Source organism: Okeania sp. KiyG1 (genome assembly GCF_014132355.1).
Classification (GTDB): domain Bacteria; phylum Cyanobacteriota; class Cyanobacteriia; order Cyanobacteriales; family Microcoleaceae; genus Okeania.
Genome location: NZ_BLZO01000172.1, coordinates 21,021 through 34,154, shown reverse-complemented (window position 1 = coordinate 34,154; position 13,134 = coordinate 21,021). Strand labels below are relative to the sequence as shown.

The following is a 13,134-nucleotide window of genomic DNA, read 5'->3' as shown; positions in this document are numbered from 1 at the left end:
GAGCATTTATCTATTGAGAAAAACTTAAATAGCCGTCATTTTAATTGCAGGATATTTGAGTTCAGATACTAGATATTTAGATAATAATTGATGTTTTAGCTGATAAATAGTTTTCCCCAGAATCTAAGCTATTTTTTCAAATGATTCCAGACTAACATAGCGCAAGCAATATTATTTTTTTGAATTTTTGCACCTACGACATTGACAAAATTCTATTCCTGTTAACTGCTTGATTCTGGCGTTAAATTCTTCGATTTTCCATCAAGGAAAGCGACTCGAATTCTACATCATCTGTAGAAGATTGACTTAAGTCATTAGTGACAATGTATTCTGTCCTATTGGCCGAAATAGTAGCCCAGAATAGCTTGACTTTTTTATCTCAAAGGAATTCCTTTAATTTTTATTATTTTACCTGATGTTCTTTCTGATGTATTCCAACTTAATGCAGCAATACTTTTATATTTTTCTGCACCACCAGTATCATCTACGGGCGCGATTAACTTTTAAGGGGCAATAATAAATTTTTCGCATATTATCTATCAATGCCATTAATCTTTGTGTTGCATACCAACTATCCATCAATACATTTTTAAATGGTAATTTATTCTTATTTACCACATTAAGTATCATGTCTTCAACATGGTCAAACTCAAGTTTTTGTCACTATCTGGATCATATATGCGGTAATCTAATATCCAAAATTGTTCGGTTTCGGGGTTAAAATAGATACAATTAACTATTCCTATTCCTCGAATTACTTGATGTTCATTACCACTATACTTTCGTCGCACAAGTGCCTCTTTCAAAAGCGCTGTAAAAATATATGGCAGCATTTTTCCAATTGATATTAGAAATTGTAACAGACTATCAAAAATAATATCATGTTCGGTTAAATACTTACACTTTGGAGGAAGGAAGGCAGAAGGCAGAAGGCAGAAGGCAGAAGGCAGAAGGGAAAGAAAGGTTCAAGGCCAGAAGTTTTTTTATAACTGATTATCCGAACATGATATAACTCCAAAAACCCAGCCAAGCACTTGCAGATAAAATAAATGACTAAAGATAAAGATTTAGAATTTATCCTTGAAGATTTCCCTAAAATTAGGGACAAAATTTATTATTTATCTGCCTCTAAGCTAGATTTAACCAGCAATAGTCATTCTTTTCATTAATTGATAATGGATAATGGATAATTACCTCTGGTTAAAACCATTCTTGATTGAAGATAAGGAAATATTATTTCTTTATTTTCCCCTTGAAAGGGGAGGCAAAGTAAGCTGAATTATTTAATTAATAATGATTAATTATTCGGTAAAAATTGTTAACAATATTAGGAGGGATTAATGAACGCTTACGATCGCAATCTTTGGGTCCTTAATGACGACGGACACACAATTCCACTTGCAAAATGGCAAAAGACTATTAATGTGATGGCTAACATTTTTCAAGCACCTGCAGGGTTTATCGTGCAGCATACGAACCAAGGATATCAGGTTGTCATTGCCAGTCAGCAAGACTCCAATCCATACTCTCCTGGTGGAGTCATTCCCCTCAACTGTAATATCTTCTGCCGGAAAATCGTGCAAACTCGTGAACAGCTCTATGTGAAAAATGCCAAAGCCGACCCCTATTGGGATGATAATCCTGAAGTCGCGCAAGATGGTTTTATGTCCTACTATGGCTTACCCATAAACTGGCCTGACAATAATCCCTTTGGAACGATTTGTGTGATGGATTTCAAAGAGACAGATTACCAGCAAGACTATTTGAACTTGATGGAAGAATTGCGAAATCTCATTGAACACGATCTCCAACTATTTGAACAATATCAAACCACAGCCAAACTTGTAACTAATCTGGAAAAAGTCAATCACGAATTAACAGAAGCCAAAAAACTAGCCGATCTTGCCAATCAAGCCAAAAGTACATTTATTGCCAATATGAGTCACGAGTTGAGAAGTCCATTGAATGCTATCCTCGGGTTCACCCAAATTATGACCCGCTCCCAAAGCCTCTCTCCTGACCACCAAGAAAACGTCGGCATCATTTCTCGCAGTGGAGAACACCTGCTCACCCTCATCAACAACGTCCTCGACCTCTCTAAAATAGAGGCTGGTCAAACCACCCTCAACAAAAAGAACTTCGACCTGTACCGACTCCTTGACGACCTCCACGATATGTTCCAACTCAAAGCCGACAACAAGGGATTGCAATTGTTACTCGAAACAGACAAAAAAATACCACGTTACATTCGCACCGATGAAGTAAAACTGCGCCAAGTCTTGATCAATCTGCTCAACAATGGCATCAAATTTACCGAAACAGGAGGTGTTACCCTGCGAGCAACCCCTGTTGAGACCTCAAAAAATTCTCAGCCCAAACGAATATCCTTTGCTGTAGAAGACACCGGAACCGGGATTGCTCCAGAAGAACTCGACAAGCTCTTTGAAGCATTCGTCCAAACCGAAACTGGTAAACAGGCACAAGAAGGAACAGGATTGGGCTTGCCCATATCTCGTAAATTTGTGCAGTTAATGGGCGGGGATATCCAAGTCACCTCTCAATTAGGAAAAGGGACAACGTTTAGTTTTGAGATTCAAGCTGAAGAGGTAGAAGCCACAGCCGTAGAAAGTCAAAAACCCAAACGGAGAGTTATTGCCCTGGCTCCCGACCAACCCCGCTATCGTATCCTCATTGTTGATGATAAAATCATTAATCGCCAGTTGTTAGTGAAATTACTTAATCCCCTGGGATTTGAACTCAAAGAAGCAAGTAATGGCAAAGAAGCCATGGAAATTTTCGAGTCATGGGAACCTCATTTGATTTGGATGGATATCCGGATGCCAGTCATGGATGGTTATGAAGCCACCCAGAGGATTAAAGCTAGCATAAAAGGACAAGCGACGGCAATAATAGCCTTAACAGCAAGCGTTCTAGAAGAAGAAAAAGCGGTAGTTTTGTCGGCAGGGTGTGATGCTTTTATGAGGAAGCCATTTCGAGAGGAAGATATATTTAAGACAATGCACGAACATATTGGTGTCGAGTTTATCTATGAAGAAGTGCAAGAAAAAGAAATCAAACTAACAGGGGAGATATTAACGCGAGAAAATTTAGCGACATTACCCGAAGAATGGCAAAGAAGATTAGAGGATGCAATTGTGAATTCAGATCGTAAAACCATTAATAGTATACTGGAGAAAATTTCTCTGAAGCACGAGGAGTTAGCAGAGGCTTTACAAAAATGTCTTTATAACTTCGAGTATGAAAAAATCTTGAATATTTTATAGCGCTACGCGCTAGGGAATAGGCAATAGTAAACTGTTAAAGGTTTTTCGGTGCGGAATACGTCAGGAAACAGGGTTTATAAATGTCAAACACCTTAATGCGTAGTGCTATATCTTAAAATATTATATCAAATCAAATCCGGTAGCATCGGTGTAATTAGATGGGGAGATGGGGAGATGGGGAGATGGGGAGATGGGGAGATGGGGAGATGGGGAGATGGGGAGATGGGGAGATCGAGAAATATTTGGTAATGGTTGAAGATGGAACATTTTTTGATACCGAATTAAGCGGATTTGATATCATATCTGGATGATTAGCTATAATAAAACTTTCTCCCGTAATATAAGATCCGGTTATACAATAATCGCACCATTCAATGAAGTCAAAAGTCATGCATTCAAAAGTTAGATTTTATCTAAAATACGGTTATATGGAATCCGGATAATTAGTTGATGAAAAACTTTGTACCTTCTCAGCTTATTCTTTCTCTTCTGCCTTCTACCTTCCTTCTGTAGATACGATAAGTATTTAGATGTAGTCGATGGGGATATCGCTATCCCTCACCTCTACTCCAAAACCGTACATGAGAGTTTCCAACTCATACGGCTCCTGACATCGCAGGATTCTTCAAGGTTGGTTACACCTAGTTTCGCACCTATATTTCAAGGTTTGTCCATGCTTGTTGGCTTCGGTTTTCGCTGCTCTTTGGCTTGACTGCCTGGAGGTTTTTCTTCACAAGAGTCTCCTACTCTCGATTTGAGCCTACTTACCCCAGCAGCGTGCGTTTTGGCTTAATACAATTTCGGTTTCACGCCTAAGAGCAATGTCTCCCCACGTCTGCATATCCTGAGCATTACTCCAGGCTTGCTTCTTGAGGAATCCTCATTCCTAATAGCCAAAGGTTTACGCTTTTCCTACTCTTTAAGAGAGGCTAAAAGGAGTTACAACGTTGCCCTGACACCATTTCACGTTGACTTTAGGCTCCTAGTTTAGACCGACCCCAATTAGATACGAAATCAACTCCAGTTAATTGATTCCAATTATGTGAGGTATACCATTTTGGTTCAGGGGTATCAATGTCTTTCCCCTGTCTATAGTAACGACCCATATTACTAGATTCTCTATTCGATAACCATTGTCAACAACCCTTGCAGAGGGTTGGGATGACATTACCCTTACTGCGCTTTTAGGCCATGCACTGAGAGATTGACATTGCGCTTTGTCAGAATCCTGGGACTAGGGAGTCACGCGGTACCTGCGCGGGAAGGAATTTAACCTCCATGATGATCAGAGTTACCCTTTAACAGGGCTGGCTGAACGCAAACTAGGGTTTGCTTAGGCCAAACGAATCGCACACCGGATTCTATATAAGTGCCTTTTTTTTCCCTTCTGCTTTCTGTCCTCTGCCTTCCTTCCTCCAAAGTGTAAGTATTAAACCCACATTCCGCACGACAAAATGTAGTACATAAAGAGAGGGAAACTTGAGTAAGTATTTAGACTTATAGTATGGGGTAGGAAGCGATGTAGCTGCCGCACTTGCTCCGCCAACGCAAATCAATAGAATGGTATCAGTTGAGGGAACTCACCAATAGACCAATTCAAAAATTGCCAAAGTCTATCTATCACTTGACTACTCCCATCTTAAATAATTGCCAAGTGCTTTCATTTTACACTACTATTCAATTGTTGATTATTTTAGTGCTTTACCTGCTTTAGTCTCAAGTTTCTCAATTGAGCAGATAGTATCTTTGACAACTTGGAGGAAAAAACTTCAATAATTCTAAACGCTCATAAGTCAGATTAGATATGCTCTTAACTTCGGAATTAATCAATAAATGAATCGACTGAAAACATTGAAATATTCAATCGTTTTGTTGGTCTATTAGTAGGGCGACCTAATTTATTTTTTACAGTAGATTGAGTCCGTTTTAAAGTTTGGCGTAGTTGACGTTTACCTAAAGTGTAGACCAACAAACATAAACCCATAATTAACCCCAAAGCTTCGATTCGATGAGGAGATTTAAGGAAGATACTATCAGTTAAAAATAGGGGGTATTTGAGAAATATAAAACCTCTCTCAACTGATTTTTTTTCATTGTATTTAGGCAACATTTCTTCTGTAATTAATTCCATCTTCTCTAAAACATTTTTTGCTAATATAAATCGACCTGTTCGTTTTTTTTATAGTTTTATTTTTGACTCTCTTAAGCCCACTTTAACTTGAACTTCATAAGGAAAATATGATTCAGATTTAGACTCTACTTCTTGAACATTAATTTCTGTCAATTCGTGATATAAAAAGTTTTTTAAAAGCTTCCTTGTTGCTGCTTCTGCATCTGCTATACAAGCAAAATTTTCTGATTTTAAAGTGCGCAGTTTTTTGTCAACTTCAGCTCGTTCTTTCTGGATTTTTTTCTCTAAGCTTTTCAAATCTGATACAGATGCGCAGTTGACTTTCCACTATTAACCATCTCTGTTCAATTCCCCCGTTTTTGAGAGTTATTGATAGCTATATCCCTTAATATGACTGGGAGTAAAATCTGACACATCTGTTTATTGAACTAACTTGTGAGCTGCTTTTATACGAACCGGGACTCGGCTTAACCATTTAATATTTGTTAATAACTGTAGATTTTCTTGAGTAGATAAAGCACTATCTGCCACCATTAAACTGTCAAAATTTAACTGATTTTTGAAATCTTTCATGGCTTGCAGAAATTGTTTTTGGTCAGATTCATTTCCAGACCAAATTCTCATCCACAATGGCAAATTTCCGTCATTCGTACACATTAAATCCATCATAAATTGTTTTAAGTCCGGTCGTTTATCTCTGGAATATTCATAGGTAATTTTAATAGTTTTTGGTTCTATATCTTCCGTGGATTCATCCTCATCTGTGTGATAATCTCCATGAACATGAAATGATGTAGAATCTAAATGGACTGTATTTGTTTCGTTTCTCAAAATTTTCACTGCTTCTAACACCACAGACATAAAAATCTCATTTAATCCTCTGCGATATAGTTGGTCTAATACCCGACCTAATTTATCATCATTAAAATACTCTGTTTTTACTCCTTTGCCAATTAAATGCTCTATAGCTTTTCCCTCAAAAAATTTACTAAATAGATATAATGGAGATGAAGCTAATTTCAATCCATTTAAAAGCATTCCTTTGACTGCTTGACCCCCTGTTATTTTTTCTGATACCTCTTCTCCGAGTAGTTGATTAATTTTCTGTTCTATCCCTATCTCATCAATAATTCCTGCTACTAATCCTAGATGGTCTATATTACTCACTTCTGCTGACATTTTCTCCTCTTTTTTTATCTTCACCTTTTGTCTAAAATTACACTTTGAGGTTTTTTTTCTTGAGTCTAAATACTTACTCAAGTTTCCCCCTCTTTATGTACTACATTTTGTCGTGCGGAATGTGGGATTAAAGCAAACATGATATTAGTTATGATTGAAAATAAGGATAAAAAATGAAAAAACTCTTTTCATCCATTTCTCTTCGCACAATTTTTGTGTTCCCATTTATTATTCAAATTGTTTCTGCCGTTGGAATTGTTAGTTATCTGTCATTTAAAAATAGTCAGAAAGCAATCCGGGAAATAACTCAAGAACTGCGGGAAGAAATTACGTCAAGAGCAACCCAGTATGTTGGTGACTATCTCGAAATTCCTCACACTCTCAATACATTGAATGATTCGGCTTTCAAGATCAATATTCTCAATGTCAATAATCCTGAAAAAATCAGAGATTACTTCTTGAAGAAATACAAACTTAGCTCCCTCTCTCCATTTGTATATTTGCACTATGTACAACTACACTCAGTAACAACCCTTGAGTATCTACCAATATGTGTCGTTTTCTTCCTTTTACCTTTTTACCTGCATCATAACCTCTAATCCCCCTTTTTCAGTCGTTTTTACCGACTGTTCTAGGTCTGTTGTCATCCGGGTGGATAGCCAAGCCGATCTTGCGCTTGCAAGAATCCGCAGGAGCGATCGCCAATAAAGGCCAACTCATTCACAAAGTTGAGATTCGAGGGATCGCTGAATTAGAGAATCTCGGCGCATCCTTCAACAGAATGTCCGAACACTTGCAAGCATCCTTTAGTGCTTTAGAACAAGCTAATACCCAACTTGAACAACGAGTGCAAGAGCGAACTGCCGAATTAGAAGTCGCCAAAGAAAAAGCCGAAGTGGCGAACCAAGCCAAAAGTTCATTTATTCCCAACATGAGTCACGAGTTGAGAAGTCCATTGAATGCAATCCTCGGTTTTGCCCAAATGATGACTCGCTCCCAAAACCTCCCTCTCGAACACCAAGAAAACGTCGGCATCATCTACCGCAGTGGAGAACACCTCCTGACTCTCATCAACAACGTCCTCGACCTCTCCAAAATTGAGGCTGGTAAAACCACCCTTAACAAAAAGAACTTTGACCTTTACCGACTCCTTGACGACATCCAGGATATGTTCCAACTCAAAGCTGACGGCAAAGGGTTGCAATTTTTACTCGAAAGAGACGAAAGAATACCACGTTACCTGCGCACCGACGAAGTGAAACTACGTCAAGTCCTGATCAACCTGCTCAACAATGCCATCAAATTTACCGAAGTAGGAGGTGTTATCCTGCGAGCTAGCACCGTTGATCGCCCCAAAAATTCCCATATCAAACAGATATCCTTTGCTGTGGAAGACACTGGAGCAGGAATTGCCCCAGAAGAACTAGACAAGCTCTTTGAAGCTTTTGTTCAGACTGAAACCGGCAAACAAGCACAAGAAGGAACTGGGTTAGGTTTGCCCATATCCCGTAAATTCGTGCAGTTAATGGGTGGTGATATCCAAGTAACCTCCGAAGTGGGAAAAGGGACAATCTTCAGTTTTGAGATTCAAGCTGATGAGGTGAAAGCAGAAAACGTAGAAAGCCAAAAACCCAAACAAAGAGTTATCGCCCTAGCTCCCAACCAACCCCGCTATCGTATCCTGATTGTAGATGACAAAGCCCTGAATCGCCAGTTGTTAGTGAAATTACTTAATCCCCTAGGTTTTGAACTCAAAGAAGCGAGTAACGGCAAAGAAGCCATCGAAATTTTCGAGGTATGGGAACCCCATTTGATTTGGATGGATATGCGGATTCCAGTCATGGATGGTTACGAAGCTACCCGGAAGATCAAAGCGACAACAAAAGGACAAGCAATAGCAATAATTGCTTTGACTGCAAGTGTGTTAGAAGAAGAAAAAGCGGTAATCTTGTCCGCAGGGTGTAGTGCTTTTATGAGGAAGCCATTTCGAGAGGAAGAGATATTTGAGGCCATGAGAGAACATATTGGGGTAGAATTTATTTATGAAGAAGTACAAAAGAAAGAAATTAACTAACAAGGGAAATATTAACGCAAGAAAATTTAGCGACATTACCCAAAGAATGGTAAAGAGAATTAGAGGATGCTATCCTGAGTTCAGACCGCAAAGCCATGAATGGTATAGTAGAAAAAATTTCTCTAGAGCACGAGGAGTTAGCGGAGGCTTTACAAACATCTCTTTATAACTTCGAGTATGAAAAAATCTTGGCGTTGCTGAATTAGTGTATAATATTAATTATTTAGGAGTCAGGAGTCAGTCCTCAGGAGTCAGGAGGAAAGAAAGAAGAAGTAAACAGGAGTAGAGGGAGAAAGTTTTTTGTTCGCCCTGTGATCCTGACAAGATATCATACCTTTTTTCACCAACGCTGAAAGAAGAAGTAAACAGGAGTAGAAGGAGAAAGTTTTTTGCTCGCCCTGTGATCCGGACAAGATATTATATCATGTCCGGTTGAACAGTTATAAATAAATAACGACGGAGTCCTCAGGAGTCAACCCACCCCTAACCCCGACCGTGGAGGGGAGGGGAAGTCAGGAGTCAGGAGGGAAGAAAGAAGAAAGAAGAAGGAAGAAGAAGAACTGGAGTTGAAGAAGAAAGTTTTTGACCACGCTCTTATCCGGACATGATATTATACCTCAAATCAGCAATACCAAAATCTTAAATATTTTATCTTAAAAAGATTATATATTTTCAGAAAAGAAACTTGCCCTTTATTTAGCATAAGCAAGAGAACTAAAAGTTCCTCACAAAATTATTTTCCTTACCTTTTTCCTAAAAATATCTTCCCTGTTCCCTGTTCCCTGTTCCCTGTTCCCTGTTCCCTATTCCCTGTTCCCTGTTCCCTCTTTTGCTGGAGATGTCTATTAGTTATGATTGAAAATAACGGTCGAATTATTGTTGTTGACGATACCCCCGCTAATCTGCATTTATTATCCAATCTTTTGGAGGAACACGACTATGAAGTTAGAGCTTTCCCCAGTGCTAAGTTAGCTCTAATGGGAATGAAAAATTTCCTTCCGGAGTTGATTTTATTGGATATTACGATGCCGCAAATGAATGGTTATCAAATGTGCGAGTATCTCAAGGAAGATGAAAAATGGCGAGATATTCCCGTGATTTTTATCAGTGCATTGAACGAAATTTTTGACAAAGTTAAAGCATTTAGTGTGGGGGGAGTAGATTATATTACCAAACCCGTACAAGCTGAAGAAGTTTTAGCTCGCGTTGAAACTCATTTACAACTTTTTCGCTTGCGAGAAATGCTCCAAAAGACTAACTTTATTCAGTCTCAAAAATTAGCCCAACAAAATCGACAACTCAAGACACTCAATCAAGAACTGGAAAAGGCAAATCAAGAGCTGAAAGAGAAATACTTGCAACTTGAAGAAGCACAACTACAGCTCGTACAAAATGAAAAAATGGTAACCTTGGGCAATCTCGTGACTGGAATTGCCCATGAAATTAATAATCCTCTTGGGTTTATCGGTGGCAATGTCAGGGCAGCACAAAAATATCTGCAAAATTTATTGGTAGGACTTTCTCTCTATCGCGAACATTCCCACCTTGATGATGAAATCATCGCAGAAATTGAAGACCTCGACCTAGAATTTGTTGCTGAAGACTTCCCAAAACTGATTGGATCAATGCAAAGCGGATACGATATCATTCGTAATATCAGCACATCTCTGCGAACATTTGCTCGTAAGGATACCGATAAGAAAACCGAGTTTAATTTGCACGAAGGTATTGATAGTACCTTATTAATCTTAAAATATCGTCTCAAAGCTAATGAAAACCGTCCAGGTATCGAGATTATTAAAAATTACGGTAATATTCCACCAGTAAAATGCTATGCGGGGCAACTCAATCAAGTATTTATGAATATTTTGGCGAATGCGATCGATGCTTTGGATGAAAGCAATGCCGGAAAAACTTTTCAAGAAATAAAAAAAGAACCAAATAGAATTACTATTAGAACACAATTAAGTGAGAACCAAGAGAATGCAATAGTGCGAATTGCAGACAATGGAATAGGAATGCCAGAAGAAGTAAAAGCGAAAATATTCCAGCAAGGATTTACCACCAAAGGAGTAGGAAAAGGAACGGGTTTAGGGATGGCGATCGCCTATCAAATCGTCACAGAAAAACACAGTGGTCAGGTTACCTGTAATTCAATAGTTGGGCAAGGTACAATTTTTACAATTATGATTCCCAGATAAAATATCGCACCTCTTTCCTAATATTAAAAATATTACCACAATTCGGCTTTGTGGCACAAAAGGTGACGTTTAGGCTATAAATAGCATCAGGATAATACAAATCAGTAGATATGAGTAAGTCCAAGTCCAAGTCCAAGTCCAAGTCTAAGTCTAAGCCTCAGTACAAGGTCAAGAATTGGTCTGAGTATGATGCATCCTTGTTTGCTAAGCATTCCGAAGGAAAGCAACGAGGCAGTCTGACATTTTGGCTTAATCAAGAGGTAATAGACCAATGGCTTAACAATCACGAAAACAGGACGCAAGGGAGCATCAAATACTTACAGTAATGTGGCGTACCCTCTTTATGGCAACACTTTCGACTTTATTTAGCTTGGCACGACGTCAAACTGAGGGCTTTTTAGAATCTATATTTTCTCGCTTTGGGACTAGGGCGTGTTTTCAAACTCGTGGTATCCTAAATAGTAGAGGCGATCGCGCTTACTAAAAGGCCAATGAACCAAGGAGACTTAAGTAATCAACAGTGGGAGAAGTTGAAACCCCTACTTCCACCATTGAAACCCCGAACAGGTAAGCCCAATCACGACCACCGACAAGTGGTCAATGGCATTCTCTGGATACTCAGGACTGGAGCCCCATGGCGAGACCTGCCAGAACGCTATGGAAAATGGCAAAGCGTGGCAACACGGTTTTATCGGTGGCAAAAAGCACAGATTTGGCCTTCTCTCCTAGAAAGCCTACAAGGGTCGGCAGACCAACAAGGAAAGATAGACTGGGAAGTTCCCGATCGTCGATGGCAGTGTGATTCGTGCCCATCAACATGCTGCAGGAGGAAAAAAAGGAGGCCAAGCCTTAGAAAAACTAGGTCGTTCCCGTGGTGGTTTTAGTACAAAAAAGACACATACGTTGTGAGGGGAAAGGTAAACCGATGACTTTTCTATTGAGCCCAGGCCAGCGTCACGAGTCACTGTTTCTGGAAGAATTGATGGAACAAGGTGCTGTGAAACGTTCAGGGCCAGGGCGTCCGCGTTTACGCCCTGTACGATTAGTTGGAGACAAAGGCTACACAGGTCGTCGCATACGCAATTATTTAAGTCGTCGCGGTATTCGCCTGACAATTCCACGATTATCCAATGAACCACGCCGAGGCTCGTTTAGCCGTGAAATATATCGTCAACGCAATATTGTTGAACGCGCTATCAATCGACTCAAGCAATGGAGACGTATCGCTACTCGGAATTGAGTTACTTGCTGCCAATTATACAGCCATGAACCGCGATCGCCTGCATTATTTTGTGGCTATAGTTTGAAAACACGCCCTAGAGTTACCAGCCCCAGACCACAGTACTTTTTCTCGTCTATTTATGTAAATTGAACATAGAAATACCAGTAATTCCAGCAACAGAAGCAATTCACCTGGTGGTAGATTCCACGGGAGTCAAAGTTTATGGGAGTTGGTGAGTGGAAAACAAGAGTTCATGGTTGTCGCGTAAACGTCGTACATGGCGTAAGTTGCATCTAGGTGTGAATGAGGCAACAGGGGAAATAGTAACTGCAGTGGTTAGTACCAACGATGTCAGTGACGACCAAGTATTCTGCGAACGCCCGATCTGGGAGTAGAAAGCGAGATAGGTCAAGTGTCAGGTGATGGAGCCTATGAATTACCGAAAAATTGTGGGTATGCGCCTCCCCTTGATCGGGGATAATAAGCGGTCGTTTGCGGAGCAGTCCGTTAGGATGGGATGGCGAGGTCTCGGAGCCATATCCAATCGACCAAGAGAAGAAAAATTTTCATGAATTTGTCAATCCTCTTCTTTCAAGGAGAGGTAATTATTCATTATTCATTATTCATTATTCATTGTTGAAGCAAGTGCTACTCCGCAGCAAGTCACAGAGGAGCCAAACCAACCATACCACCCCGTAAAAATGCACTTCTATGGCATCATGGTAATTGTAATAGTCCACCTCATCCTAGGGACGATAACCTCAGAGAGATTCGTATATGTTGGAGGTAAAAAGTGGAAATGTGAGAGTGGATATCACCGACGTTCTCTATCACAAACAACTATGTTTAGACTCAAAGTAATATTTGGAGGTAAGTTGCGACGACGGAAATTCGACAATCAGGCAGTGGAATTGTTCCTACAATGTGCCATACTTAATCCTATGATACAGAATTGTCAGCCAGAAAGCTACAAAGTAGAATTCGCTCTTCACTAATTAACTTCTCTTCTGGGGAGAAGTTGCGATCGCAACATTCATGCAACA

General features: G+C 39.6%; 9 protein-coding genes and 4 pseudogenes. 9 read left to right on the top strand and 4 right to left on the bottom strand.

Going from position 1 to position 13,134, the window contains the following annotated elements; translation table 11 throughout:
* Positions 1-480: 480 nt before the first annotated feature.
* Both SAGCYANO_RS38055 and SAGCYANO_RS38050 read right to left on the bottom strand, forming a co-directional pair.
* On the bottom strand, positions 481-630 hold the full coding sequence (locus tag SAGCYANO_RS38055; RefSeq protein WP_237397088.1) for a hypothetical protein: 150 nt from the start codon (positions 628-630) through the stop codon (positions 481-483).
* Positions 627-833 (bottom strand): hypothetical protein, encoded by a 207-nt coding sequence (locus SAGCYANO_RS38050; protein WP_202224769.1) that lies wholly within the window; start codon positions 831-833, stop codon positions 627-629. The genes SAGCYANO_RS38055 and SAGCYANO_RS38050 overlap by 4 nt, the downstream gene beginning before the upstream one ends.
* Positions 834-1,340: 507 nt before the next feature.
* Between SAGCYANO_RS38050 and SAGCYANO_RS38045 the strand changes: the two genes are divergently transcribed.
* A complete protein-coding gene (locus SAGCYANO_RS38045; protein WP_375340072.1) occupies positions 1,341-3,284 on the top strand; it encodes an ATP-binding protein in 1,944 nt (647 codons plus the stop codon).
* A gap of 158 nt (positions 3,285-3,442) precedes the next feature.
* Entirely contained in the window at positions 3,443-3,595 is a 153-nt protein-coding gene (locus SAGCYANO_RS38040) for a hypothetical protein (protein ID WP_202224768.1), read from the top strand.
* Positions 3,596-5,009: 1,414 nt separating this feature from the next.
* Here the strand turns inward: SAGCYANO_RS38040 and SAGCYANO_RS38035 are convergent.
* Together SAGCYANO_RS38035 and SAGCYANO_RS38030 are read right to left on the bottom strand one after the other, a co-directional pair.
* Positions 5,010-6,594: pseudogene (locus tag SAGCYANO_RS38035) on the bottom strand (IS1634 family transposase).
* Positions 6,595-7,071: 477 nt separating this feature from the next.
* Positions 7,072-7,223, bottom strand: a pseudogene (locus tag SAGCYANO_RS38030) (transposase); the annotation flags it as partial.
* Positions 7,224-7,264: 41 nt separating this feature from the next.
* On the opposite strand from SAGCYANO_RS38030, the gene SAGCYANO_RS38025 reads away from it, so the two are divergent.
* From SAGCYANO_RS38025 to SAGCYANO_RS46635, 7 genes and pseudogenes are all read left to right on the top strand, one after another.
* A complete protein-coding gene (locus tag SAGCYANO_RS38025; RefSeq protein WP_375340071.1) occupies positions 7,265-8,668 on the top strand; it encodes an ATP-binding protein in 1,404 nt (467 codons plus the stop codon).
* 851 nt (positions 8,669-9,519) lie between these two features.
* Positions 9,520-10,869, top strand: a complete 1,350-nt coding sequence (locus tag SAGCYANO_RS38020; protein WP_202224767.1) for a response regulator — start codon at positions 9,520-9,522, stop codon at positions 10,867-10,869.
* A gap of 325 nt (positions 10,870-11,194) precedes the next feature.
* A complete protein-coding gene (locus SAGCYANO_RS38015; RefSeq protein WP_202224766.1) occupies positions 11,195-11,353 on the top strand; it encodes a hypothetical protein in 159 nt (52 codons plus the stop codon).
* A gap of 7 nt (positions 11,354-11,360) precedes the next feature.
* Positions 11,361-11,753 carry an IS5 family transposase gene (locus SAGCYANO_RS46650; protein WP_237397086.1) on the top strand — a complete coding sequence of 131 codons (393 nt, stop codon included), beginning with the start codon at positions 11,361-11,363 and terminating at the stop codon, positions 11,751-11,753.
* Positions 11,754-11,806: 53 nt separating this feature from the next.
* On the top strand, positions 11,807-12,109 hold the full coding sequence (locus SAGCYANO_RS46645; RefSeq protein ID WP_237397085.1) for a transposase: 303 nt from the start codon (positions 11,807-11,809) through the stop codon (positions 12,107-12,109).
* Positions 12,110-12,185: 76 nt separating this feature from the next.
* A pseudogene (locus tag SAGCYANO_RS46640) lies at positions 12,186-12,566 on the top strand (transposase); the annotation flags it as partial.
* Between the two features lie 165 nt (positions 12,567-12,731).
* Positions 12,732-13,086: pseudogene (locus tag SAGCYANO_RS46635) on the top strand (IS5/IS1182 family transposase); the annotation flags it as partial.
* Positions 13,087-13,134: the final 48 nt, after the last annotated feature.